Here is a 25,774-nt window from a genome sequence, read left to right on the forward strand (position 1 = left end):
ATTTGAGCCTAACTGGCTCTTTTTTATTTTCTACGCAAACATTTTTGTTTAATTATAGTTATTACTTTATTAAACAAAATGAGTTATGAAATTTTCTATCAAGTATCTGCTTATTATTTTAACCTTTTCTTTAATAAGTCAACAAGGGTTTTGGGATTCGCTACCGGAGGTGAGCGATTTTTCTGCCAAATCAGTTAAGCTGCCTCAATCAATAAAGGATGCTTTTTGGTCGGTGAAAAAAGATTTAATTGTTCATCGATTTGATTTGCCTCACACCCAGATAAAAGTAGACTGGACAGGAAAAAATTAAACTAAACCACTATATATTTAAAAATCAAAAAAGCGCTATCATATGAAAGCGCTTTTTTGATTCAGTTACTCTATGTGGACGGTAAATGTTTTTTCGGTTGTATTTCCATTTACATCCTCAGCACGAATAACTAAATCCAGGTGATCTTCTCCGGAAGGGACTTGGATGGCATTATCTCCGGTTAAAATTTTAGAAAGATCCAGCATTTCATCGTGTGGTAATTCCGGACCACTTCCCTCTTCCAGCCAGGCTGAACTTCCCCACATTTGATCGTAGTAATCTTCCTCTGAGATTCGGTGATTGTGACCGCCTTCGCCCTCGAGGTCATCATGCTCTTCCGTTAGCCTGATCCATAAAAACGAAATGGGAGCACTCAGATCATGACTGGTCCTACTTATGCTACCCTGTACGTTTAAAGGCATCCCGGCCTCCGCTTCTAATTCCTCCTCATGGAGATTGGTAATGCTGATCGAAGGGGCATACGGGGTACGAATCTGGATGGTGGCCAGATAGCTGCTTCCATCATCATAGCCGGTTTGGTTACCGTGAATATCTGTAGCCTCAATGCCAACATCATACGAGCCAGCGATAACCGGCCCTGTCAATCGGGAGTTGGCTCCTGCCCAGAAAATGTCCGTACCAGGATCGTCAATGTTGATTCGGGTACTTCCTTCCGGAAATCGGAAATCTGGATTCGAGGCTTCCGGGCTGTAAATATCGTTAATATTCAATCGGACGAAATCATTATTCATACGTGCATGGCTGTGTCCATCAAAATTAGCATGTACATTTACCCGAACCTGTCCGATTCCCGAGGGGTCTTCTACAGAGAACCTAATAGGCGCGTGATCGGCTGTCTCACCGAAAACCTCGCCATTTTGAGGCTCAATTTCATCGTGGCTTTCTGCATGGTCAATGACAGGCGCTTCCAGATCCTGGGGAGACTCACTTCCGGTTTCACATGCCAGAAAAAAAATAGAAGCAAAGGCCATTAAGACTATTCCGTTTGTTTTCATAATTGATGCGGTAGTTTAGAGAGATGGATTACAATACAATTTTATTGCATATGCATTAGTGTTGCAATAATAAGCCATACCCGGTAGAGTTCCAAAAAGTTTACGTTTAATTCTCAATTACTTTTAAGCTGGAAGGGGATTTTCAGATTAAAGTTAATATTTCTTCCCTGTTCCGGCAGGTTGAGCAAACGATATCGGCTCAGGTGATTGAAATAATAGGTGTCGAGCAGGTTTTGACCACTGATCTGAATTTTCCACGCTTTGGAGCCAAGAGGGATTTCCCATCCCAGCCCGGCCTGGAGCAACCCATAACCTCCAGTAGTTCGCTCGTTTCGGTCTACCCGATTCTGAGCAGCTACTTGTCGGTATTCCAGGTAGAAATAGCTGTTTGCAATGAACCACAAAGTTTTTGGAAGTGAATATTCGATACTGCTCAGCACGCTGGCAGGAGGTGTCAGGGGTAAAGGCAAACGGGTATCCAGGTTTTGATTATAAATGTATTCTCCGGCAAGAGAAAACTGTATTCCCTGGATTGGAGCCCATTGAAATTTCAACTCTGCGCCTGCAAAAAGGGCATTATTCTGTCGGTATTCCCAAAGGGTACTTGCACCGGATAAGGTAGAAAACCTGCCGGTAGGAGCCAGGTAAATATAATCCTGATAATAAGCTATGAAAGGGCTGATTCCAAATAGAAGCTTATCTAATGAATGGGTGAAATTCAGGTCTGCCTGATAACTCCGCTCACTTTTAAGATCAGCATCGCCAATTTCATGCCTGAAATTACCATGGTGAATGCCGTTGGTGGCTAATTCAATAGGAGTGGGAATACGGAAACTGCTGCCCAGGTTTAATTTGAAATTGTTATGTTCGTTAAGAATCCAGGAAAAACCGGTAGCTCCGCTGATATTAAAGAAATCGCGATCAATATCCGGGTTTCGCTGTACCGTTTCACCTGTAGGATTTAAGGATTGATCGTATACTGGCTGTTCGTGGGACTGGATAACATGACGTGCTCCATCCAATCGCAGACCGGCGTTTACTATCAAATTATTTGTCCACCGGTATTCATGGAAATAGAAAAGACCCGCATTCAATGACCGAAAAGCAGGTAATAAAAATTCAAAACCTCCAAACCGGTTATCCATTAGTGAGGATTGAAACCCAATAATGGATTGGTGTTTTGGATTGATGTGGTAATTTAGGCGGGCGTTGGCCGTGAAGGTATTGAGGTATAAGGCCAAGGCTAAATTTCCTTCGGGCGTGGGGCCCACCCCATGAATATGGGGAAGGGATTGCTCCATTCGCTCGTTCCGTTGATAGCCCAGATCTAATTCTAACCAGTTTTCCTTTAATTGAATCGTGGTATTGGAAATGACCTTAAGATGGGTGTTGTCCTGGCGGGGAAATTCGATATCCCCATAATCTCCGTTGTGACGAAGGTTGTAGCTGTTTGGAATGCCCACAGCCCCGGTAAATATCCCCGCTTTTTGTTGAAAACGGCTCACAGTGAGCGTGGATTTTCCCCAGTTTTTTCGCCAGCCGGTCATGAGGGAAAAATGCCTTTCCTTTCCGGCAGTGTTTTTTAACCGGTTATCATATACCGGTAATTCAAAACCTGCATAGACAAATCTATCTGCCGGGACCCGGTAATCTTGAAAATCCTGAAGGGTGACTCGTCCTTTAAACACAAAGTCGTTTTTATTTCCTTCTACCATGGCCGAATGACTTCTCATGGCATTATTGGTACGGTAGCTGTTGATCAGATGGCCCTGAATGTTCCCTTCCCGGGGAAAGGGAGCTGGGGATATATTGATCACACCGGACATTCCGTCCGAACCGTAAATAAGCGAGGCAGGCCCCTTGACCACCTCGACCCGGTCTACGTCAAACGGGTCGATTTCCAAACCATGGTCAGCCCCCCATTGCTGGCCTTCCTGCTTGATTCCCCGGTCATTGACCATGATGCGGTTGAAACTCATTCCCCGGATAACGGGCTTGCTGATGCCTACTCCGGTATTGATGGTGCTGATCCCAGGTAATTTTTCCAGGGCATTGGCAAAAGTTCCAGAGTTGTTTTTTTCCATGAATTCCCTGTCCACTACTTCAATGCTCTGGGACTGTTCTACTGGTCCGTTTTTGAATGGATTTGCTTCTATGGTTAACGATTGCAGCGTAATCGCCGATTCTTCCAACCTAAGGTCGAGTTGCAGGTCCTCCGTAGTTATCCTGATTGTTTTGGTCAGGGCCTTGTACCCGAGGTGGGTTACGTGTAAGTGGTAGTTTCCTGGGTTTAAACCATCTATACGGAAATTACCCTCTAAGTCTGCTGCTGTTCCTTTCCCCAATTCATGTACGATGATAGTGGCTGGCAAGCCTTCCCCGGATTCGCTTCTTACCGTACCTTCAATGGCGAAGAACGACCTTTCTTGGGCAACGGAAAAAAGAGACAAATAAACCAGGAAGAAACTGGATAGAAGAATAATCCTCACAGGATAAATTTGGATGATGAAAACCAGAACTCAAACACAAAGGTATCTTTATTTGCCAATTATTGCAACAATATGGCAAATTGAATTTGATTACCTTTTTGTTTTTAACTTATCCAACAAATGCTCAAGTCCATTCAGCCGGATTTCATACATGGTTTCGAGCCAGATGCCTAATTTACCTTCAGGAAAACCTTGTCGTTTGAACCAGATCAGGTAGTGTTCGGGAACATCGCAAATAAGCCTGTCTTTGTATTTACCAAAGGGCATTTTTTTAGAGACCAGATCGAGAAGAATGGTATTGTCCAAATCTTGGGAAAATTAGTTTAACCAGGCATTCCAGGGGATTCGACTAAGGATAAGAATAAACCCGATTCCGTAAAACATATAGATACTTCGGAATTTACTCCGGCTTTCAGTCAGCTTTTTGGCCCTACTATAGCCGATGGTTACCAGCGCTACGGCCAGGATATTGATCAGTGGATGTTCGAGTGCATACAAACGGCTCATGGAATCACCCATGGCTTCTCCGCTAAGGTTGGATAAGCCCAAGGGACTGAGAAAATACAAGATAATTCCAACTAATAATTGGATATGTAAGAGCACCATGCCTAACAATCCGAATTTCCGGTCTTTTTCTGTAAAGGTTTTGTTACTTAAGGCGCCATAGAGCGCAACTACGAAGCTAAATAAAATGCCTGCCAGAACAATGTAGGCCAGGAAAGAATGAAGATGCTGAAATCCGGTGGTCATGTTTGGAGTGTTTTCTGTTTCGATTGGCTAAATAAAGAAAAAATTACGACTCTTTCATCAAATGAAGCTGCTTTATAGTAGGAGAAGGAATTATTTGTCTTTTAATGATGGGCAATTTGGGTCAATTTAAATGGGAAGTGATTGGTTGGGACTGTTGTTAATATAGGGTGTGGAATTATCTTTCATTTTTATCTTATTTGGTTTTTTTGAAAATTATTAATTTCTAATTTTACAAATAATCTTTTTAAAAGCCCGGAAAACCTTTTTATAGATTGCAAAAAACCAGCATTTAATGAACTACTTGAATTTTGTTTTAGAAAATAAGAAACTCCTGTCTTTCGGGTTGCTAATGACGTGTCTTTCGGGCTACGGGCAAACCTATCTGCTGGCTCTCTATGTGCCCTACCTGATTGAGGAGTTTTCCCTTCAGAATGCCCAAATCAGCGTTTATTACATGGTAGCTACCATTGCAAGTGCTTTGCTTTTGCCTCAAATAGGAAAATACATCGACAAAATCAGCTTGGTAAAATACACACTTATAGCAATGGTCATTTTTATTTTGGCCATGGTGTTAATGAGTTTTAACAAGTATTGGTATTTCCTTCCCCTGGCCTTTTTTGGGCTGCGTATCGCCGGACAGGGGTTATTCAGTCATATAGCCATTACCAGTATGTCCAAATACTTTCAGAAGGGCAGGGGAAAGGCCATCAGCCTGGCATCCTTGGGGCACCCTTTCGGGCAGGCGGCTTTGCCTATCATGGTAGTGGGACTGATCAACCTTTTTGGCTGGAGAGAATCCTTATTGGTAAATGCCCTGATCGTTTTGGTAGTGGTCCCCTTGTATTTGTATTTTTTCATAGATGAAAAAAAGCTGGTTGTACATGAGGAAGTAAACGATTCCGACCACCCCAGTTCTAAAAAAGAAGCTACCCAATGGGAAATTATGAAATCCAGAACGTTTTGGCTTTTAGCCCCCAATTTATTCGTACTTTCTTTTACAGTGACTGGCTTGTTTTTTTATCAGTTTGCCATTGCTGATTTTAAGGGCTGGACTTTGGAATGGATGGCGGTAGGGCTAACTTTTTATGCTATTTCGGGTTCTATGGCCATCTTGTTTGCGGGGCCTCTGATTGACAAGTACACGGCAAGGAAGTTTTTTCCTTTTTACCTGATCCCTTTTCTTTTGGCCATCTTGTGTATTTGGTTATTCAGTGACCCCTTGGTCATTTTTCCATACATGATCCTGATGGGGGCCTCTGCGGGCTTTGGAAATGCCATCGTTTCTGCCCTCCAGGTTGAATTATTTGGTGCCGGTTTTATAGGCAAGGTTCGGAGTATTTTTGCTTCCGTCATGGTGTTAAGTTCGGCCGTAGGTCCTGCCATTTACGGCGTGGTAGTGGATGCTGGCTATAGCTTTGATGTGGTATTTATCGGTTCCCTGATTTTGATGTTCGTGATTATCATAATGTCTTTCCGGATCGTACCTAATTACACCTATGCTAAAATGAAATACAAATACAAAAGGCGTCACCGAAGGTTTGATTTTTTTAATATTTTCAATTTGAAGCATTGATTTATCAGGACCTGAAACTTCATCCTAAGCCTTAGGTACAATCGGCCGGTCTCTGTCAGTATTTTTTGTACTTTTCCGAAATAAATCACACAATAGTTTTCTCCACCATGCAAGCGATTATTGGAACATATACCAAACGATTTCAGGTAAAGGAATCCTACCTTAAGGGTGCTCCTCCCGATGACCTGTCTTTAGTTGTGGTTATTCCCGCCTACATGGAACCCAACATCGATATCACCCTAAATTCACTCGGAAATTGTCAGCCTACCACTGGGTCAGTAGAAGTAATTTGTGTTGTCAATGCACCAGCTGGTGCTCCGGACGCTGTATTGACAACTAATCGGGAATGCATCCGACAGGTCCAGGAATGGAAGAGGAACCATCCAGATCATTTCATACAGCTGAAGCTTATTCGGGAGGAAGCGCTTCCAAAAAAGAAGGCGGGAGCCGGTTTGGCACGGAAAATTGGCATGGATGAGGCCTTACGCCGCTGGGGGATGCTGGGGAAAAATGGTCCCATTCTTTGTTTGGATGCAGACTGTGAGGTTTCTGAGCCATACCTTGTGGCTGCCGAAAAGGCTTTTCAGGATCCTTCCCTGGACCTTGGACATTTTATGTTTGAACACCGGTATAAAAACGAACCCAAACCGGCGCTGGCATCAGGAATCATTCAATACGAACTCCATCTAAGGTGTTACATTCAGGGATTGAAATGGGCGGGCTACCCCTTTGCTTTTCATACCGTTGGTTCCTGCATGGCTGTCAGGGCTGCGGCCTACGCCCGTTCTGGCGGGATGAATAGTCGCAAGGCCGGAGAGGACTTTTACTTTATGCACAAACTATTACCCGTAGTAAAATTTTCGTATCTGGATGCAACGGTTTTTCCTTCCTGCAGGGCGTCAGACCGGGTACCTTTCGGTACTGGCCGGGCTCAGTTGGACTTTCTGGGAGGCGATTCACTTGCAAAAGAAAGCTATCATCCAGACAGTTATGCCTGTTTAAAGGAATTATTTACTCAGATACCCCTACTTTACGATCAGGAACCCCACAAATGGCAATTGCCAGAGCCATTGAAGGAAATATTAGAAATAATTGAATTCCAGGAGCGGGTGCAGCAAATAAAGCGGGAATCCACCACAAAAGCTTCTTTTTTAAAAAAATTCTGGCAATGGTTTGATGGTTTTTTGGTGCTCAAATTGACCCATTACCTACGTGATCATTTCTTTCCAAACCTACCGGTAACGAAGGCTGCACAGCAAATTCTAGCCAGTGATTCACTGGCTTTGCAAGACCCGGATGCCGTAACCTTATTGGCATTCTTCAGGAAGAGGGATACTTCCTACTCCTCAATGGGCTGAATGAGGATCGCTATTTGCTGATCTTTTTCCAAATTTATTTCGATACCCGCTATCAATTCGTCACCCCTGTAACTTCCCGAGGTATCCCCGGAAGGGAAGCTCACCCGGTACTTTTTCTTCGGTGAAACCACAAACCATTCCGGAAACTGATTGATTCGGGGATAATCCAACGGCAGATTAAAGATGTGCTGATGCCGGATCCGGTCAAATCTGATGGTGCCTTTCCATGGTTCTTCGCTCAAAAGGGAAATTAGAATTCCATTTTCGTCCGGAACAGCGCCTAGGTACAAATCTTCATTCCATGGATGGGCTGTTACCCCCTGTGCTTTCCAGAGGCAATACATCAGGGTGGTTCTGGCAAAATTCCCATCCCCATGCCAGCCCTCGATGATGCCATTGCCCCGGTAAGACTCCGTTCCACTACGGTGAGCCGAATCCTGCAGGGACCACATGTGTTGAATTTGACTGTCTATCCAGTCTTTGGTTTCTGGTAAAGGTTCTCGGTTGTAAAGATTTAAAGCACTTTCAATGGCATCTGCATAGCCGTCGGAACTTCCTCCTTCCCAATCGTAGTACTCATAATGGTCCAGGTTCTTTAAGGCCGTTAGCACAGCTTGTTGGTAGGGTTCGTGATTATCCAGTAAAAACAAGCTGTAATAAGCGTTATACGTATACCCCCAGGTATCGGCAATTCCCTTATCGAGAATTTCTCCATTTTGGGGATTTATTTGATTGTAAAACAGCCCGTGTTCGTTGGTCCCAACTTCCAGGATTCGGTCCATCATTCGATAGATGGCCGGTTGATAAGCTTCTTTTTTTTCCGTCCTTGCAAAGGCGGTTGCAACATAAAGTTCACAAAGCCCGGAGACAATTTCACAACCGTGATCCCGAAGCCGGAGTAGTTCGAAATCATCTGTGGGATGATGGTCACCTAATAAGTAATAGTCCCCCAATCGGATGGCCCAGTCCAGGTATTTATCATCCCCACTCATCCAATATACCCTTGAAAGAGCCTGTAATAATTCTCCATTAACTTCCACATTCAGTGAAGGAATGACTCCATACGGCGTCTCATTAGCTGCATTTTTCCATATATCGTCGAGAAGTGCGGTCATGCGATTGGACCAGGGGGTCTGTCCAATATATTCCGTCAGCGGAAGTAATCCATCTTTTATGTACTCCGAGGCACCAAAAATAATTTCTTCTTTATTCAACTCTCCCTGCTCAAAATCACCTTTGGAAAAGGAATAGGTGTCAGGTAAACGGTCTAGGCGATTGGTTAACTTTTGTTCGGTTTCCAGGATGCCTGCCAGCTTTCCTTCATAAAGGTCTCTATCCAGAAGAGAAGCGGTCAGGACCATAAAGGGGTAATTGTCTGCTGCCGCATCTTTTGCATTCCATATATCTTTGCTGTCATTCAGATTTCTGGGGATTAAACCGGTTTCCGGATCTGCGTGCTCCAGCCAATCCCTTGTAAAATGAAGACTTCGGGTGTATCCTTCGTGGGCCAGGTAGCCATTTTCCATCGCCCGTGATACATCGTTTTCTGGAGGCTGAATGGAGGTTCCCTGGCAGGATGGCAACATACTTACGGTTAGGGCTATCAAACAGGAAGGCAACCAAAACAATAAATGAGGGAATTTTGATAGGGGAATGGTCATATAGGGAAAATTTTACTGAAGAGTCAATCCTTGATTAAAAGTAGCTTTGATAAGTTGGTGCGGAAATGATTGGCTGACGTAATAGGTGCCGCTAAAGTCCGGTTCATAGCTTTCCGGGAATAAAGGGTTGCGCAAGCCGTTGAATTGGATAGCTAATTTAATTGCCGCGGTACCCTGATAAGTTAACTTCTCAACCACCTCCACGCTTGCATGGATGTATTTTGGAAGCAGGAGGAGTCTCTGCTGATTGGGTTCTTCCACCGTACGTTTTTCAACGGGCATCAAGTCAAAAAAGCCCAGATTAAACTGTGAGTCCTCGGCAAGCGGTAACTGACTTAGCACTCCAAATAACTGATAAATATCCAGTAAGCCAGCATTGGGAATTTTGATTGATTGTTGGCCCTGGTTTTTATTGACAGCCAATAGGGAAATACTATCTTTTTCATAAGTTATTTGAATATTTGTTTCTTTAAAGGTAAAAGACCTGGATACCGGTAATCCGGTTTCCGTATTCACCTGCAGCTCGACGGGCGCCAATTCCAGGGCATTTGCATCTAATGCGGGAAGGGCTGCCGCAGATCCAGTATATAGCGCGTGTTTTTCGGCTTCCCGGAAGGCCGAAATGGTCGTCACCAGAAATTCTTCAAAAGAGTCATTCATCCCCGCTGAAGTAGTCAGATCATTGGTTTCAAATAAACTCAAAATGGATGTTTTTAATTGGGTGGTATCGGCAGAATCATCAAAATTCTTAAAGATTTCCATAAAACCTTCGTTCATTTTTTCTACCTGTTGGTAACTGAGCCGCTGTTCAATTCCAGGCTCATCGGTATTCGTTTCTGGCAAACGATTTTGCAGACTGATCGTTTTTACGACATCCGCTGAATCTTCTTCTACCCATTTAAGGTTCCATACCGGTAAGTTTTCGAAGAAGACGGTATAGTCATTTACCCAGGAATCAGGGTTCAATACCGGTGGATTGGTAAAGCTCCTAATTTGTTGAATATTGGGCGAATTGCCCTCAAAAGCCTGATTGACGAGAGGTAACTCAATGGAGACTGGTTTTGGATCAATTAACAGACTACTACTATGCATTTCGGCTAATAACGGAAGCTGCTCCAGGTCCTGGGAGTTTACCTGAAATGGAACGGGTTCAAAAAAGGAGTTCGAAGCCATAACCGATGAGTTAATTGCGAATTTTTTAATAAATATTTCGGTCTCCGGGTTTCCATCGATCTTATAAATGAAATAGGTATCCAGGTAATCAGGTCCCTCGTCGACAACATAAATCCCGGGCTCTCCCTGAAATTCATTGATCTGAAAATCAAATCGTTGGTCTAGGTTATCTCCCTCCGCGAAACCCGAGCCTGTTAAAAGCCTATCTGTAGGAATGTAACTGATTTCACCCGAGGAAATGGTCAGTGAACTACCTCTAGAATAGATTTTTCCATCCAGGTCGTTTATCAATGGTCTTGGGACCTCCCGGTCGGTCACGTTGAAATGGAGTTTCATCTGCTTCCCATCTACTTCTGCAAAAGATACGGTTCCTTGTACGGTCACCCTATTGTTTTCTGTTTCGTAGAAGAATCCCTCCTGCGAATTAGCCTCAGAAAAATGGCTTTCATCCAAATCAGGGAGGCAATGAGTAGGGTAAAACAAAGCCCGATCCAGGGAGCCCTTCCAATTTTCATCCGAATTAAGTGGTTTCTTCAGAACCAATTCATTCCATCGGATTACAGGAGTCGATAGTTCAGTAAGAATATCCGGAAGAAGGATGTAAATCCGTTCTTTTCCTCCGGGAAATACCTGCACTTCAGGCAAGGGAATGGAGATAGGATCGGAATTAGGAGATAAAATTTCCAGATAGTTAGAGGCCGAATCCCTTGCCATCAGGTTTTCAGGGCAAGGCTGAGCTTTCGCTTGATAAACCACCACTGCCGTTCCGAATAGGAAGATTAATTTCGCAAAAGAAAATCTGTCAGGCATATAGTTTAATCCAATTCATTATTACCACCAAAACAGTATAATTTAGCATTATTTATTCAAAAAAAAAACTGCCTGGAAGTGGAAATGCCTGGACCAGCTGCTTGCTACCGCTTCTTTCGCATCATGGATTGGATACATCATTAAGTTTTGATAAAATGAGGAATGAATCAGGACCTTTAAAGAAGGGCAATCCAAACATCCATTTTTTTCCGGAAAGTCTCACAATCCTCTCTATCTTTCAAAATAAAGCTGTTTTTTTCCAGCGATCCTAGTACCTCATCTCTTTCGTCAAAATCCTGATAAACCATGTTTCGAAATGGGTTCTCATAGTCTTTTTTTCGGGAAAGGTAGGTTTGTTCGGAAAGCCATGAGCGAAAGGATTTTGCCTTTACTAGCATGTCCTTTAAAGCAGTTCTGTCCATTTGGGAAAAACCTTGTTGGTTTTCCATAGCTAAGGAAAAGGCATGCATGGTTTTGGTTTTCTCATAACTTTCCCCAAGCATTTTATACCGTTCGTGAATTTTTTTCCAACTTGTGATGGAACCTCTTTTTATTTCGTCTATGAAGCGATCCAAGTCCTTTTCGAGAATTAATTGTCCGCCCACATTGATCCATTTATAGGGAAGGCTTTGTTTGGGAAAATAGGGGGAAAAACTGTTAAAATTAACTGGTTGTTCAGATCCCAGGCTTTCCTCCAGGCATTTAATAGGATAATATTCAACCAGTTTCTTGTACATCAAATAGGCTTCTCGGACTTTAACCAAACGAACATTCCGCTTGCCGTTTTCCCAATTGTTGGCAAGAATGTCTAAGTTATCAATTTCAGCTTTGTCTGAAGAAAGTAGTTCTTTTCCTTTGTTTCGAAGCAGGTCTTTGGCAGGAAGGGGTTTTGATGATTGCTGTTTGTACCAGGCTTCTCCGCACAATTCTTCCAGAATAGCGATACCTTTGGAAACTTCCAGCATGCTGTCCGGTCCCAAATAATCATATTCCAGTTTTTGAGTTTGAGTGGTGCGTTTGTCCCTATCCCTGTATTTCCATGCATTTCTGGCCAGCGCATACATATTATAGTAAAACCAATAAGCGGGGCGAATTACCAATTCGTTCCGGTGAACATCGTTGCTGATCAGAGAAAAGGGGAGGGGGATATCCATTTCCGCCGGATAATCTCCTTTGGTAATCAGGTTGAAGGTAGCAAACCGGGAATTGTGTTTTAGACTAACGCACAGGCCGGGCCAGAACCCTCTTCCTGCGACAATTTCCCCATCGGCACCTCTGGAATTGTGATTGGATCCTACCGTAGCGCCTGCCGCCATGTTGCTTTGTCCCTGAACCAGGGCAGCGCAAAGAAAGGAATTGTTATGATGTTGTTCGTGCGCTGGAAAAATAAGTGAATTCAAAACTTCGCAGCAGGAAATGGTTGCATTGGAGCCTAAATAACTATTGATCAGCCGTGCACCATATTTCAGCTGGGAATGAGAGGCCATTACGAATCGAACTGCCTTTACCCCATAAAAAACGGTACAACCTTCACTTACGATGCCATTTACTAATTCACATCCTTCACCGATCTGGGTAACTGCCTCCGGGTTGGAGTGAATGCTCAGGTTTTTTAGTTTATTCGCCCCTTTGATATAAGCATCCGATCCAATCCAGACATCTTTTAATATGAGGGAGTTTTTAATGATACACCGGTCACCTACTTTGCCATAATAGCCTCTTTTTTCGTCGAAGGCTTTTTGGGTAAAGGCCAACAACTGTTGTTGAAGCACCTCATCTGCCCTAAAGCGGGACCAAAGCCAGGCATCCCCTGGAAGCATACCGCTAAAAGGAGCAATCTTTCTGCCCCCGTTTTCATTGCAAACCTCCAACCAGATTCGCAGGGATTCGGGTTCCCCTTCCTTAATGATGCCGTTACCAAATTTTGCGTGGCTGGTGGTAGCCATCTCGTTGACATTTACCAATACTACTTCATTTCCCAGGATGTAGTGGGAAAGGTAGTGGACGTTATCAATCACCACGTTATCTCCGATATCGCAACTTATAATGTGGCTGTTGTAAATCCCGACAGGCATGCGGAGGTTGTGGTATTCCAGGAAACAAGGTTCCAGTTTGCCGATACGGACCAAGCCAAAAAACTTACAATTTTTGACCAATTCCGGATTGAAGGCGTCGGATACCAGGATATTATTCCAGTTATCGGATTGGTTTTGGTTTCGAACCAATTGTTCAATTTCCCGGGCATTTAATTTCCGGTAAATGGTCTCGGTTCGGTTCTGCTTATTTCTCAGGTAATATTCATCCTTACCTTTAGGTAAAAAACGATCCTCAATGAATTGGTATCCCAAATCGGATAATGGATGCCTTGTTATTTTATTCATGAATATTGGGTGATTTTTTATTCCACGGTCACTGATTTTGCCAGATTTCTGGGTTTGTCCACATCGAGGCCTTTTGCCAAGCCGGTGTAATAGGCTAATAATTGTAAGGGAACCACGCTCAGGAGAGGCGCAAGAATTTCATCCGCTACGGGAACAGCAATGGTTTCGTCGGCAATGTCTTGAAAAACGGTGTCGTTTTCGGAAATGATGGCCAATACTTTTCCTTTTCTAGCCTTAATTTCCTGTGCATTGCTTATCAATTTGTCGTGGTAGGCATCTTTGGTTGCTACAAAAACTACCGGAAGGCTTTCTTCCACCAAAGCGATGGGCCCGTGTTTCATTTCGGCTGCAGGATAGCCTTCTGCATGTATATAGCTAATTTCCTTAAGTTTTAAGGCGCCTTCCAAGGCAATCGGAAAATTATAACCCCTACCGAGAAATAGAAAGTCTCGGGCATCTTTGTATTTCTCTGCCAGAGCGGCCACTTCCGGTGCGGACTTCAGTACTTCGCTGATTTTATCCGGAATTAGAGCCAGTTCCCCAATTAGGTTAAGGTAGCGATCTCTGGAAAGGCTTCCTTTGGCATAGCCTAGCTTAATCGCAATAAGGTACAATACGGTGATTTGAGCGGTAAAGGCTTTGGTGGATGCAACGCCAATTTCAGGACCTGCGTGGGTATAGGCTCCTGCCTGAGAAAGGCGGGCGATACTTGAACCCACCACATTAACTACCCCAAAAATAAAAGCCCCCTGATTTTTTGCATTCTCCAATGCAACCAGCGTATCTGCCGTTTCCCCGCTTTGTGAAATCGCGATGATCACGTCTCCCGGATTAATAACCGGATTCCGGTACCTGAATTCCGACGCATATTCCACTTCTACAGGCACCCTGCAGAGTTCCTCAAAAACGTATTCGGCCAATAAACCGGCGTGCCAGGAAGTCCCACAACCTACCAGTATAATTCTTTTGGCTTCCTTGAGTAATTCCAGATGTTTGTCTATGCCCCCCATTCGGATGGTACCCGCCTTGGCATCCAGCCTACCCCGCAGACAATCGAATACAGCAGTGGGCTGTTCGAATATTTCCTTTAACATGAAATGTTCGTACCCCCCTTTTTCTATAGCCGCCAACTCCAAATCCAGTTTGGTAATGAAGGGAGTAATGCGTTCATTCCCCGGATTTTTCAGTATCAATTCATCCGGTTTTACGATGGCCATTTCGTAATCATTAATATATACTACCTCTTTTGTATACTCTATTATAGGAGAGGCGTCCGAAGCCAAAAAATGTTCGTTTTTGCCAATTCCGATAACCAGAGGACTTCCTTTTCTGGCAGCTATGAGAGTGTCGGGATGAGCTTCATCCATAAGGATGATTACATAAGCACCTATGATCCGCTTGAGCGCGATTCGCACGGCTTCTTCCAGGCTTGTTGCGTCGTTTTTGTAAATATCTTCAATAAAATAAAGCAATACTTCCGTATCCGTATCGCTTTCGAAAACATATCCCTTATTCTGCAACTCCTTTTTTATCGGAGCAAAATTTTCGATGATTCCGTTGTGAACCATCGCCAACTTTCCAGATGGAGACTGGTGGGGGTGTGCATTACGATCTGAAGGTTCACCATGGGTTGCCCACCGGGTATGGCCAATACCTGATTTAGCATGAAGGTTTTTGCCGATAAGCGACCCTTCCAATTCAGCCACTTTTCCTTTTTTCTTGTAAATACTGAGCTTGTGATCCAGCAGGGCAACACCCGCACTGTCATATCCTCGATACTCTAATCTTTGCAAGCCTTTTAAAATTATTGGATACGCTTCCTGGTTACCAATATAAGCAACAATACCACACATAATAAAATGTCAAAATAATGTTTGTTAAAAATTGTTCTCGTGCTCTTTGGACGAAATTTAATAAATAAAAAATTATATCTGCAATAGCCTCTTCGGAGCTTCGCAAGGAAAAAATTCAATAAGTAAATTCTTTTTTTTCTATTTTTAGTTTAGTGATTTAACTTGGTGAAAAACTTTTGATATCTAAACTTTGAAATTGCTAAATATAGTCAATATCTCGTAAAAGAAATTTTTGCTTTTAAAATGATTGGACCGGTCGAAAAACAATTTATTTTTAAATTATTTATTCAACGGCAAATTATTTTTCCTTTTTTAAAGTTTCGATCCAGTTTTTGTAAAGCAAATATAATTCGTTGGTTTTGTCCGGGTGCTGTGGGGCTAAGTTGCGAACCTCTGTGGAATCGCTTTCCAGGTTTACCAGGTAAAGTTTGTCCGCTTTACTGAAATGCAATTTTCCTGTTGGATCTGTTGGGTTGCCGATCAATTTCCACGGACCCTTACGAACTGCCCAGGGATGGTTTTCATTCTCCGGTTGCCCCGTTCCCCAAAACATGGTTTGATGTGGACTGGGGAGCTGTGGATTTAAAAGTAAAGGAACCAGATTTTTACCATCGATTTGATGCCTCACTGGCAGATCGATACCTGCTAACGCTGCCAAGGTAGGCATCCAGTCTATGCTATTTGCCCACTGATGCCTGAGTTCATTTTGAGGAAGTTTTTGGGGATAGCGAATGATAGCTGGAACCCGGATTCCTCCTTCCAGCATACTGAATTTGGCTCCACTAAATGGTCCTGAATCCCCACCCCCAAAGAAGGCCCTTTCTTCCACACTGTGACCATGGTCCGATTGATAAACGATAATGGTATTTTCCAGTTCTCCGATGGTTTTTAGGTGAGCATACACTTCACCTACCAACTCATCAATGGTAGAAACGAAAGCAGCGTATTCTTTCCGGGGGCTTTCCAGGCTGGCGTATTCTTCCAGCCATTTGGGATCACCTTGGTAGGGATAGTGGGGCATGTTGATCGCCCAATACATAAAAAAAGGTTGATCTGATTCCTGATCCATGAAGTTTTTAGCTTCATCCACCATCAAGTCTCCAAAAAATTCTCCTGGCCGATAGATCTCTTGTTGATTCTGATACAAATCGTGGAGATTAGGTCCACTCCAATAAAAAAAATGGGAAAAGTTGTCAATGCATCCCCTTTGATGGCCAAAGAAATAATCAAAGCCCTGGCCATTGGGAAGTTTTTCCGGAGTATGTCCCAAATGCCATTTTCCGATAAGTCCGGTTCGGTACCCATTGCTTTTAAATAATTCTGCCATGGTTATTTCGGAAGTGGGTAGCCCTGAATTTCCCTCCGGATCTCGGTGAGGAGGAGCCACATTTCCAAAAAGCCCTGCGTTGAAATTGAATTTTCCGGTTAATAAAGCAGCCCGGGAGGGGGAACATACAGGAGCTGCTGCATAAAATTGCGTAAATTTTACTCCCGTTTCAGCCAAGCGGTCAATATGGGGCGTTTTTAGATCTGTAGCTCCATAACTACCCAAATCCATGTAACCCTGGTCGTCGGTCAGAATCACAAGCACATTTGGTTTTTTTTGAGCAATTAATTCAGTTGAAATAATTATGACAAGAAGCAGGCTTGTAAAAATAATCTTTATCATTTTTATAATTGGTATCATAATTTCAATTTTTGATTGAAAGTAGGCTTAATTTTCCAATGGAAAAAGTAAAACTATTACTGAAACCTACATCTGGCCTGGGCAACAGGATGAGAGCCATTTCATCCTTTATTTACTTTAAATCACTCATTAATGCCGACTTGGAAGTTATTTGGATTCCTGATTCTGGTTTAAATATCCCGTATCAGGAAATTTTCCAACCTAACCCCAATTTCAAATTAGTAAATCCAGAATCTAAATACAATTTTTTTATCAGGAGTCAATTTCTGGCAGATCACAAAATGAACTTCATTCGATGGATGGTTTCTTTATAGAATAAAGGTCTTTCCAGGTTGCTGGGGTTTGATTGCCTGATTATGGACCAGGATGTTAAAAAAGGTATCGATCATTTGAAAAAAGTATGTAAAAATAAGGAAAAGATTTTGGTAATAACGGGTAACCAGTGTATCGACTATCAGGAAGGTTTTCATTCTTTTGTTCCGGTCCAGCAAATTGCAACTAAAATAGAGGTTTTTAAAGGTAGTTTTAAAGACCATATGATAGGCATGCATATCCGCAAGGGTGACCATATAAAAGCCATACGGAATAGCCCGAAATATCTTTTTGAAAATAAGATTGAGGAATATTTGGCAACTAACCCTGAAAGTTTTGGTGTTTTTTTAGCAACAGATGACCCTGGCACAGCAAAATTTTTTGAAAAAAAATATCCAGAAGTAGTATTTACCTATCAAAAAGTCTTTGGTAGAGACTCTAGGGAAGGGATGATTGATGCTGTAGTTGAATTGTTTTTATTGGCTGAAACAAAAAAAATTACGGTTCCTACTGGCTGGAGCTCTTACTCCGGAGTTGCTAACCGTATTTATGGCACGGAACTGGAAATCCTTCATCTTTAAACTCCGTGATAGTATTTAGGTTAAATTGCTAGTTCTTTAACCCATTTTTCTTTTGTAGTATTGTGTTTGTGAGGTTAAAACAGGTGCTGGCATTGAAAAGGCTACCTCCAATTACAGATAAATCCTTAAAACTTGATAATTTCATTTCTATGAAACGAAGAACTGTTTTTTATATATTTCTAATAGTATTATTTTCCTACGCTACATCACATGGACAGGAGCAATTGCAGTGGATTAATCCCTTAGAATCTGAAAAGGAGGATATTGTTCATGGAAATGCAAGCTCAGAGGCAGTATTTGTTAGATTACCTGAAACGCTGAAAGACCAGGTTAGAGAACCAGTTTGGCGGCTTTCGAGGCATGCAGCAGGAGTGAAGCTACGCTTTCATACCGATGCCAAAAACATTCAGGTTCGATACACTGTTTCCGGCAACATCGAAATGCCGCATATGCCTGCTACGGGAGTGAGTGGATTAGATCTTTATACAAAAAATGAAACAAGCGATTGGATCTGGGTAAAAGGAGATTATTCATTTGGCGATACAATTAGCTACCGATTTCAACTGATAGAAGAGAATAGCAGGGATAGGGAATTTGACTTGTACCTCCCGCTTTACAACGAAGTTCTGTTCCTTGAAATCGGCGTCGCTGCCGATGCCACATTTGAATTATTGCCCAAAGAGGCTGCTAGCTTACCGATTGTAGTTTACGGTACTTCGATTGCCCAGGGTGCTTGTGCATCGCGACCTGGGATGGCATGGACAGCTATTCTGGAAAGAGCTGTAAATCGGCCGCTAATCAATCTTGGTTTTTCCGGAAACGGGCAGTTGGAAGATCCACTCATCCGATATATGGCATCAATCGAAAGTAGCTTGTATGTACTCGATTGCCTGCCTAATTTGGTGCGCGATACCTTTAAGGAAGAGGAGGTTAAACAAAGGATTAACGATGCGGTAACTTATCTAAAGTCCAAACGACCAGAAACCCCAATTCTTTTAGTTGATCATGCAGGCTATACAGATGGACTGGTCAACAAAGATAGGAGAGAGGCTTACGAAAAAAGAAATCAATGGTCACAGGAGGTGTACGGGGAACTTTTAGCTTTAGGTGTAAGCGAAGTGTATTACCTGGAGAAAGACGCCATCGGTCTCTCCATGGAAGGCACGGTAGACGGTACACATCCGTCCGACCTGGGGATGGATCAATATGCCCGGGGCTATGCCAATCTGATAACCGAAATTTTATATTGATAATCAAGGTTGCAGGTTTAAAATTTCCAAGGCATTAGTACGGTAGACCTTTTCCAATATTTCCTTCGGAAGGTCGTACCCATGCATGGGCCAATGGTAGGAGGAGATGTTTCTGTCATAAAAATGCTCGTCGGCAGTTTCTAAAACACGAAATGTGGTACGGTACATAGCTTCACTAATCCCCATATCGGTCCCATAAACCAAGCGGTCGGCATATTGGGTATAGAATCGATTTACCGTTCGGGGGATGGTCGCCGTTTCGGCATATCGGGCACTGTTATCAGCATATAAATTGGGGTAGTTGTCAAAAAGATTTCCGAGGATACTTAAATCATAACTGCTATTGGCATAATGGCAGGCAATAAAAGTTGTTTTGGGATTTTGCCCCACCGCATCTTCCAAAATACTCATCATGCCCCCATGATCTACGATTCCTTCCTGGTCATCGAGTCGCCATTTAAAAGCATTCATCAAGCCATCGTTACTGGCGTCCATTGGCTGGTACATCCAGATTGGTTCTGCTACGTGGATGCTGACCGGCATGCCCAATTCCGCACATTTCTCCAGGAGCGGTTTCATTCTGGGATCGTTGATATGCATGCCAAACGCTTTGGTCGGTCGGGAGTAAAAAAGTCCTTTCCCTTTATCCCCCAGTTCTCCTACACCTTTAGCACCTACCGAAAAACACCTTTCCAGTTCTTTAACAGCAGCAGCTCCAAAATCATCATCTTCAAATCCGGTATAATCAAATCCACAATAAAGAATGAAGCGGTCCGGATAGTTGCTGTAGGCCTTCACCAGGGAATCAAAAGCAGCACCGGTTCGATAGGTTTGAATTACGGTCTTTTCTATGCCTACATTGTCCATAATTTTCACCCACTCATCTAATTGTGCTTCCGACTTGGCGTAGGGATGCGCATGCATGTCGATAATTGGAAATGCCGCCTTTTCCACGGGATGTTCGTTTCCTTGGTATAGCGATACCGGCTGGTGATCCTTTAGAAGCAGGTTTTCAACAGAGTTTTCAGATTTGAATTCCGCATCGGTATTTCCAGCATCTTGTTCGGGATTACTGCAGGAAAATAGAATGCCGAAAGTAATTAATAAATGTATTCCGAGTAAATGGGTACGCATACCTTAAATAATGTTTAGGGGTTTTGAAGGGACCGAAAAAGGTTTGTTTTGATTTTTTTTAAACCTTTTTACCGTTTTGATTAAATGTAGCTAAATATTTTATAAAAGTTTAAAATAAGCAAAAAACCATTCATCCCTTTTCTTATTCTGGTGTTTGAACCTGTTCTCTGAAGAGCTATATTTGAAATACTTACTGATAGACAAAATTTCCGAATCGAGTTTTATGAGAAACCATCTATGAATCCAAGCCCAACCGCCCCTGGCCGAAGATTAGTTTCTTTGGATGCTTACCGGGGAATAACCATGTTTTTATTGGTTGCAGAGTCAGCTCTTGTATATAGAGCTCTTTTGGGAATGGTTCCGGAAGGAAGTTTTGAGTTCGCTGTTTTTCTGCAATTCACCCACCATCCATGGAATGGCCTCCGCTTTTGGGATCTCATTCAGCCCTTTTTCATGTTCATCGTCGGGGTAGCCATGCCTTTTTCTTTAAAAAGAAGGAGGGAAAAAGGAGCCGCCCCTTCAGCAATCACCCGACATATCCTTCGCAGGTGTTTGCTTTTATTTTTATTTGGTACCGGATTGCATTGTGTGTATGCTGATGCATTAGTATTTGAATTATGGAATGTACTGACGCAGTTATCCTTTACTATATTACTCACCTATTTGTTTATTAATTACCCTGCTAAATGGCAGCTTGCACTATCGGTTGGCTTATTGATACTAACTGAGATAGTATACCGGGTTTACGATCCGGCCGATCCTTTTGTAAAAGGCGAAAATTTCGGTTCTTTTCTGGACATGATCCTGATGGGTAAAATTAACAAAGGAGGCTGGGTAGCCATTAATTGCCTTCCGACGGCTGTACATACCCTTTGGGGAGCCATGTGTGGAAAATTACTTCTGTCCAAAACCTCGGATGAGCAAAAAATCAAGACGTTTCTTATAGCAGGATTGCTGGGATTATCGATAGGGTATGGGCTGGATTGGGTAGGAATCACTCCCATTATCAAACGCATCAGTACCAGTGCTTTTGTCCTGGCATCCGGTGGTTGGGCGGTTTTGGCACTGGTCTTTTTTTACTGGCTTATTGATGTGAAAAATATTAAAAAATGGACGTTTGTTTTTCTTATTGTAGGAATGAATCCGATATTTATTTATCTGTTCGCAGAAATCCTGGGGCATGATTGGCTGACGGGCTTTGTAAGAATCTTTAATTACGGATTTCTCGGTTTATTAGGTTTGCCGGAAAACGTGCTAGCACTATTGAATGCCTTCTTTACGTTGGCATTTATGTGGTATATTTGTTATTTTCTTTATAAAAACAAGATTTTCTTTAAGATATAATTCGTAAAAAAGCCCGGGAGGGTTTTGTCAAACTATTCAATCAACAATCAAATACTATGAGTAATAAAAGGAGGGAGTTTTTAAAACTCTCCGGCTTGGCCGGAATAGGAATGATGGGAACGGGTTTTACCGGTTTATCCCAGGAAGAACAAGAAAAAGTGCTTGTGCAAAGCAAAAGGCAGTATGCACAACGATTTAATATGTCTGGCTACGCAGCTCCCAAACTAGATGTCGTTAGGGTAGGAGTAATTGGACTGGGAATGCGCGGCCCGGGTGCCGTGGACCGACTCAGTAAAATTCAGGGAGTAGAAATAAAGGCATTGTGTGACTTAAGGCCGGAAATGGTAGATAAGGTAATGAAGAGCCTGGAAGGAACTTCTCACAAGCCGGCGACCTACAGCGGCAGCACCTATGCCTGGAAAAAAATGGTGGACAGGGACGACCTGGATATGATTTATATCGCTACTCCCTGGCAATGGCACACGCCTATGGCGGTTTATGCCATGGAGGCCGGTAAACATGCTTTTTCTGAAGTCCCTATTGCCATCAGACTCGAAGAATGTTGGCAACTGGTGGAAACTTCGGAACGAACTAAAAAACATTGTATGCAATTGGAAAACTGTTGTTACGATTTTTTTGAACTGATGACGCTGAACATGGCCAGAGATGGTTTTTTTGGCGATGTTATTCACGGGGAAGGAGCTTACATTCACGATCTTCTGGACCTGAATTTCAAAAAAGATACCGGGTATCAGGATATGTGGCGACTGAAGGAAAATTACCGGGATGGGAACATTTACCCCACACACGGTTTGGGTCCGGTTTGCCAGATAATGAATATCAACAGAGGGGACCAAATGGACTACCTTACCTCCCTCTCCAGCCAGGATTTTCACATGAAAGCGCGTGCGGAGGAATTAGCCGATCAGGATGATTTTTATGCGTCCTTCGCTACCAAACAATTCCGAGGAAACATGAATACCTCCCTGGTAAAAACCAAAAAAGGTAGGTCCATCATGATTCAACATGATGTGAGTTCTCCCAGGCCTTATTCCAGAATCCATCTGATAAGCGGAACCAAGGGCATGGCCAGAAAATGGCCTGTTCCTGGAATTTCTACCGGACATGGCTGGATGGAAGAAGCGGAAATGAAAGCCCTGGAGGAAAAGTACACCCCGGAAATTGTCAAAAAAGTTGGCGAAATGGCGAAAAAAATAGGGGGACATGGAGGCATGGACTTTATGATGGACTGGAGATTAATTGATTGTCTCAGAAACGGGCTACCGCTGGATCAGGATGTGTACGACGCAGCATTGTGGAGTTCCATCACTCCACTGAGTGAATGGTCGGTGGCCAACCGGTCCAACTCAATTGATGTTCCAGACTTTACGGCTGGTTCCTGGGAAACCAATAAGCCGGTGGAACTTACCCTGAAAGGAGGGGGAACCACCGGAGTAAATGTTTAATTGACGTGATTAAGTGGCGGGGTTTGCATTCCCGCCACTTCTTTTTTTAGGTCACGTACAAAATCAATCCTTTCAAATAGGATGTTTCCTGGTGAAATACATTAACAGGGTGATCGGCTCCCTGAGATACCTGATGCAATACCTGGGTCTTTCGGCCTGCATCCAGCGCTGCTGATGTTACCGTGTGGTGAAAGAGTTCCCGGTCAATGACCTGCGAACATGAAAACGTAAATAAGATACCCCCAGACTTAATTTTTTTCATTGCCATGGCATTTAACCGTTTATACGCCTGGACTGCATTGTGACGTGAGCGAATATTTTTCGCAAAAGCTGGCGGGTCGAGAATTATCACCTCATAAGCGTCATCGATGTCTTGTAACAATTTCAACACATCAGCTGTCAGACAGGGGTTCGTTTTGGAGTCGAAGCCATTTAATTCGAGGTTTTTTTGGCAAAGAGCAATGGCTTCTGATGAAATATCTACAGATGTGACCCGGTTAGCACCAGCAGCAAGCGCGTAGACCGAAAATCCACCCGAATAACAAAAGGTATTGAGAACTTCTTTTCCTTGGCAATATCTCTGAAGCAGTGTTCTATTGTCCCGTTGGTCGAGAAAGAAACCTGTTTTTTGGCCCTTTTCCAAATTGATTTCAAAGTGTAACCCATTCTCTTTTATACGAAGCGCTTGATTTCCACCAAAAATCCAGTCGTCTGCCTGTTCTGTTTTTCCGTGAAGTGCCGCGGAGCTTTTATTATAGATGGCTTTGAGTGCGTTTCCCAGGAGATGTTGAAGTGCGTTCGAAATGGATGGTAACTCTCTGATTATTCCCAGGTGATGTCCTTGAATTACCAGGATTCCGTCGTAATAGTCGATAATCAAGCCAGGAAGCATGTCCCCCTCTCCATGAACCATTCGATAGGCAGTGGTACTTTGTGTTTGGCGGGAAAATAGTTTCTTTCTTAACTGGTAGGCGGCTGAGAGTTTTTCCAACCAAAATGCTTCCGTTATTTCCCGATCACTAAAAGTAATCATTCGTACCATAATGGAGCCTGGTGAATAGAACCCTATTCCAACCACCTGGCTTTTGGCAGTAAGGATTTTTACCAAATCCCCGTCTTCCAGCGTATTGGGCTTTTGATGAATGGCACCGGAAAAAACCCAGTGATGCTTTCGTTTTAAGGAAATTTCCTTTCCTTTTTTTAAGATAATTTCAGGGTAATTATTCATTACGTTTAGGTCTGGGAAACAAGAGAGAACCGCCGATCATGGCAGCCATACTGACTACCAATGCCGCCAAATGGTGCGGAAAAGGCATAGCAACAAATTCAAAATAAAACAACAGATAAGCAACCATTCCTCCGAAAATAGATCCATTGGCACCAGTAGTAGAGGCTTTTTTCCAATAGAGGCCGGCAGTTAATGGGACCAACAAGGATACCAAAAGCAACATGGAAGCTTCTCCGATCAGGGAATAAATATTGGTTTTCCAAAACGCAAGACCAACTGAGATAATTGTGATGGCTGTTAGGCAAGTTCGTAATACCCACAACAATTGCTGCTCCTTCCAAACAGATTTTTTAATCGGCTTGATGATATTTTCGGTTAACAGGGCCGCAGGTGCAAGCATGGAAGAACTCGTGGTACTCATGATGGCAGAAAGGAGCGCTCCAAAAAAGACGATTTGCAGTGGTACGCTACTATGTTGTAAAACCAGTTCCGGAAGGAGCAATTGCTCGTTTTCAAGGTAAATATCCGGATAGAGAATTTTTGCACTTAACGCGATAAACAATGGCAGCAGACCAATGGTCAGGTAAAATCCTGATGCCAGAAATAGGGATTTTTGGGCAGTATTGCTGCTTTTGGCAGCCATGGAGCGTTGGTATATGTCTTGACTGGGAATACTTCCCAAACCCAATATCGCCCAGGCGCCCAGGTACTCTAGCCAGTCGCCAATTGCTGGCGGTGGAAAGAAGTTAAAACTGGAAGCGGGTGCCTGCTCTAGAATCGTGGAAATGCCTCCGGCTTCCTGGCTGAGCGTAACCGCTAGCCAAATCAGGCCGACCACAATCACGATCGTTTGAACAAAATCCGTAATGGATATGGCCCACATGCCACCGAGAAAGGTGTAGAATAAAACGACGGCCGCACTGATTACAATACCTGATGCCATGGTAAGGCCGGAAACGGCCTCTAGGATTAAACCAAAGGCAACTAACTGGGCGGCAATGAATCCAAAATAGGCAGGGATCATGAAAATACTGGCATACAAAGCAACCCGCTTTCCGAACAGTTTTTGATAGACATCTCCCAGAGTTCGCGCCTGCATGGCATAAATGGGCTTAACAAAGAACAAGCCGAATAGCATCAGGCATAAGGCACCCCCAAAAGGGTCTTCCATGACTCCAAGCAAGCCATGTTTGAGGTATTCGGAAGAGGCACCGAAAATGGTTTCGGACCCAAACCAGGTAGCAAATAGGGCGGAGGCACTTAAAAATAGGGGAAGCTGCCTGCCTGCCAGCATGAAGTCTCCCGAGGTTTTGACCCTACGGGAAGACCAGGCACCGAGTGCCATGGTTCCCAGCAGGTAACAAACGATTGCAGTGGCCAGCAACTTTTGTTTATTAA

At 43.2% G+C, this 25,774-nt stretch carries 19 protein-coding genes; 7 read left to right on the forward strand and 12 right to left on the reverse strand.

Annotated features, from left to right (window positions below; all coding sequences use genetic code 11):
• The first annotated feature begins 85 nt into the window (after positions 1–85).
• Positions 86–310, forward strand: coding sequence for a hypothetical protein (locus tag GKS34_RS02155; protein WP_163383163.1), 225 nt, complete (start codon positions 86–88; stop codon positions 308–310).
• A gap of 65 nt (positions 311–375) precedes the next feature.
• Here the strand turns inward: GKS34_RS02155 and GKS34_RS02160 are convergent, their stop codons facing one another.
• From GKS34_RS02160 to GKS34_RS02175, 4 genes are all read right to left on the reverse strand, one after another.
• On the reverse strand, positions 376–1,326 hold the full coding sequence (locus GKS34_RS02160) for a DUF4625 domain-containing protein (RefSeq protein ID WP_163383164.1): 951 nt from the start codon (positions 1,324–1,326) through the stop codon (positions 376–378).
• Between the two features lie 113 nt (positions 1,327–1,439).
• Positions 1,440–3,815, reverse strand: coding sequence for a TonB-dependent receptor (locus tag GKS34_RS02165; RefSeq protein WP_240459161.1), 2,376 nt, complete (start codon positions 3,813–3,815; stop codon positions 1,440–1,442).
• 90 nt (positions 3,816–3,905) lie between these two features.
• Positions 3,906–4,121 carry a DUF3820 family protein gene (locus GKS34_RS02170; protein ID WP_163383165.1) on the reverse strand — a complete coding sequence of 72 codons (216 nt, stop codon included), beginning with the start codon at positions 4,119–4,121 and terminating at the stop codon, positions 3,906–3,908.
• A gap of 12 nt (positions 4,122–4,133) precedes the next feature.
• Positions 4,134–4,565, reverse strand: coding sequence for a hypothetical protein (locus tag GKS34_RS02175; protein ID WP_163383166.1), 432 nt, complete (start codon positions 4,563–4,565; stop codon positions 4,134–4,136).
• Positions 4,566–4,857: 292 nt separating this feature from the next.
• Between GKS34_RS02175 and GKS34_RS02180 the strand changes: the two genes are divergently transcribed.
• Positions 4,858–6,138 (forward strand): MFS transporter, encoded by a 1,281-nt coding sequence (locus tag GKS34_RS02180; RefSeq protein ID WP_163383167.1) that lies wholly within the window; start codon positions 4,858–4,860, stop codon positions 6,136–6,138.
• A gap of 107 nt (positions 6,139–6,245) precedes the next feature.
• Positions 6,246–7,496 carry a glycosyltransferase family protein gene (locus GKS34_RS02185; RefSeq protein ID WP_163383168.1) on the forward strand — a complete coding sequence of 417 codons (1,251 nt, stop codon included), beginning with the start codon at positions 6,246–6,248 and terminating at the stop codon, positions 7,494–7,496.
• Here GKS34_RS02185 and GKS34_RS02190 read toward each other — a convergent pair.
• The 5 genes from GKS34_RS02190 to GKS34_RS02210 form a co-directional block, all read right to left on the reverse strand.
• Positions 7,478–9,157 carry a glycoside hydrolase family 88 protein gene (locus GKS34_RS02190; protein ID WP_240459162.1) on the reverse strand — a complete coding sequence of 560 codons (1,680 nt, stop codon included), beginning with the start codon at positions 9,155–9,157 and terminating at the stop codon, positions 7,478–7,480. The genes GKS34_RS02185 and GKS34_RS02190 overlap by 19 nt on opposite strands.
• A 12-nt stretch (positions 9,158–9,169) precedes the next feature.
• Entirely contained in the window at positions 9,170–11,140 is a 1,971-nt protein-coding gene (locus tag GKS34_RS02195) for a hypothetical protein (RefSeq protein WP_163383169.1), read from the reverse strand.
• A 176-nt stretch (positions 11,141–11,316) separates the two neighbouring features.
• Positions 11,317–13,521, reverse strand: coding sequence for a DUF4954 family protein (locus GKS34_RS02200; protein WP_163383170.1), 2,205 nt, complete (start codon positions 13,519–13,521; stop codon positions 11,317–11,319).
• A gap of 17 nt (positions 13,522–13,538) precedes the next feature.
• A complete protein-coding gene (glmS, locus tag GKS34_RS02205; protein ID WP_163383171.1) occupies positions 13,539–15,374 on the reverse strand; it encodes a glutamine--fructose-6-phosphate transaminase (isomerizing) in 1,836 nt (611 codons plus the stop codon).
• Positions 15,375–15,672: 298 nt separating this feature from the next.
• Positions 15,673–17,043: a sulfatase-like hydrolase/transferase gene (locus GKS34_RS02210; protein ID WP_163383172.1), complete on the reverse strand. Its 1,371-nt coding sequence runs from the start codon at positions 17,041–17,043 to the stop codon at positions 15,673–15,675.
• Between the two features lie 374 nt (positions 17,044–17,417).
• On the opposite strand from GKS34_RS02210, the gene GKS34_RS02215 reads away from it, so the two are divergent.
• Positions 17,418–17,954, forward strand: a complete 537-nt coding sequence (locus tag GKS34_RS02215; RefSeq protein ID WP_163383173.1) for an O-fucosyltransferase family protein — start codon at positions 17,418–17,420, stop codon at positions 17,952–17,954.
• Positions 17,955–18,103: 149 nt separating this feature from the next.
• A complete protein-coding gene (locus tag GKS34_RS02220; protein ID WP_163383174.1) occupies positions 18,104–19,204 on the forward strand; it encodes an SGNH/GDSL hydrolase family protein in 1,101 nt (366 codons plus the stop codon).
• Positions 19,205–19,207: 3 nt separating this feature from the next.
• Here the strand turns inward: GKS34_RS02220 and GKS34_RS02225 are convergent, their stop codons facing one another.
• Positions 19,208–20,338 (reverse strand): amidohydrolase family protein, encoded by a 1,131-nt coding sequence (locus GKS34_RS02225; protein ID WP_163383175.1) that lies wholly within the window; start codon positions 20,336–20,338, stop codon positions 19,208–19,210.
• Between the two features lie 237 nt (positions 20,339–20,575).
• Here GKS34_RS02225 and GKS34_RS02230 point away from each other — a divergent pair, with 237 nt between their 5' ends.
• Both GKS34_RS02230 and GKS34_RS02235 read left to right on the forward strand, forming a co-directional pair.
• The gene (locus GKS34_RS02230; protein ID WP_163383176.1) at positions 20,576–21,682 is read left to right on the forward strand and encodes an acyltransferase family protein; all 1,107 of its coding nucleotides are present in this window, start codon (positions 20,576–20,578) and stop codon (positions 21,680–21,682) included.
• A gap of 56 nt (positions 21,683–21,738) precedes the next feature.
• Positions 21,739–23,148 carry a Gfo/Idh/MocA family protein gene (locus GKS34_RS02235; RefSeq protein WP_163383177.1) on the forward strand — a complete coding sequence of 470 codons (1,410 nt, stop codon included), beginning with the start codon at positions 21,739–21,741 and terminating at the stop codon, positions 23,146–23,148.
• A 46-nt stretch (positions 23,149–23,194) separates the two neighbouring features.
• Here GKS34_RS02235 and GKS34_RS02240 read toward each other — a convergent pair whose 3' ends face one another.
• Together GKS34_RS02240 and GKS34_RS02245 are read right to left on the reverse strand one after the other, a co-directional pair.
• Complete coding sequence (locus tag GKS34_RS02240; RefSeq protein WP_163383178.1) at positions 23,195–24,376, reverse strand: class I SAM-dependent rRNA methyltransferase; 1,182 nt, start codon at positions 24,374–24,376, stop codon at positions 23,195–23,197.
• On the reverse strand, positions 24,369–25,760 hold the full coding sequence (locus tag GKS34_RS02245; protein ID WP_163383179.1) for a high affinity choline transporter 1: 1,392 nt from the start codon (positions 25,758–25,760) through the stop codon (positions 24,369–24,371). The genes GKS34_RS02240 and GKS34_RS02245 overlap by 8 nt, the downstream gene beginning before the upstream one ends.
• Positions 25,761–25,774 lie beyond the last annotated feature (14 nt).

Origin of the sequence: Cyclobacterium jeungdonense (assembly GCF_010994275.1) — a bacterium.
In the GTDB taxonomy this organism is placed as follows: Bacteria; Bacteroidota; Bacteroidia; order Cytophagales; family Cyclobacteriaceae; genus Cyclobacterium; species Cyclobacterium jeungdonense.

Coding starts and splice junctions, on each gene's coding strand:
- GKS34_RS02155 (WP_163383163.1), top strand. CDS start 86: ATGAAATTTTCTATCAAGTATCTGCTTATTATTTTAACCTTTTCTTTA.
- GKS34_RS02160 (WP_163383164.1), bottom strand. CDS start 1,326: ATGAAAACAAACGGAATAGTCTTAATGGCCTTTGCTTCTATTTTTTTT.
- GKS34_RS02175 (WP_163383166.1), bottom strand. CDS start 4,565: ATGACCACCGGATTTCAGCATCTTCATTCTTTCCTGGCCTACATTGTT.
- GKS34_RS02180 (WP_163383167.1), top strand. CDS start 4,858: ATGAACTACTTGAATTTTGTTTTAGAAAATAAGAAACTCCTGTCTTTC.
- GKS34_RS02185 (WP_163383168.1), top strand. CDS start 6,246: ATGCAAGCGATTATTGGAACATATACCAAACGATTTCAGGTAAAGGAA.
- GKS34_RS02190 (WP_240459162.1), bottom strand. CDS start 9,157: ATGACCATTCCCCTATCAAAATTCCCTCATTTATTGTTTTGGTTGCCT.
- GKS34_RS02195 (WP_163383169.1), bottom strand. CDS start 11,140: ATGCCTGACAGATTTTCTTTTGCGAAATTAATCTTCCTATTCGGAACG.
- GKS34_RS02200 (WP_163383170.1), bottom strand. CDS start 13,521: ATGAATAAAATAACAAGGCATCCATTATCCGATTTGGGATACCAATTC.
- glmS (WP_163383171.1), bottom strand. CDS start 15,374: ATGTGTGGTATTGTTGCTTATATTGGTAACCAGGAAGCGTATCCAATA.
- GKS34_RS02210 (WP_163383172.1), bottom strand. CDS start 17,043: ATGATAAAGATTATTTTTACAAGCCTGCTTCTTGTCATAATTATTTCA.
- GKS34_RS02215 (WP_163383173.1), top strand. CDS start 17,418: ATGGACCAGGATGTTAAAAAAGGTATCGATCATTTGAAAAAAGTATGT.
- GKS34_RS02220 (WP_163383174.1), top strand. CDS start 18,104: ATGAAACGAAGAACTGTTTTTTATATATTTCTAATAGTATTATTTTCC.
- GKS34_RS02225 (WP_163383175.1), bottom strand. CDS start 20,338: ATGCGTACCCATTTACTCGGAATACATTTATTAATTACTTTCGGCATT.
- GKS34_RS02230 (WP_163383176.1), top strand. CDS start 20,576: ATGAATCCAAGCCCAACCGCCCCTGGCCGAAGATTAGTTTCTTTGGAT.
- GKS34_RS02235 (WP_163383177.1), top strand. CDS start 21,739: ATGAGTAATAAAAGGAGGGAGTTTTTAAAACTCTCCGGCTTGGCCGGA.
- GKS34_RS02240 (WP_163383178.1), bottom strand. CDS start 24,376: ATGAATAATTACCCTGAAATTATCTTAAAAAAAGGAAAGGAAATTTCC.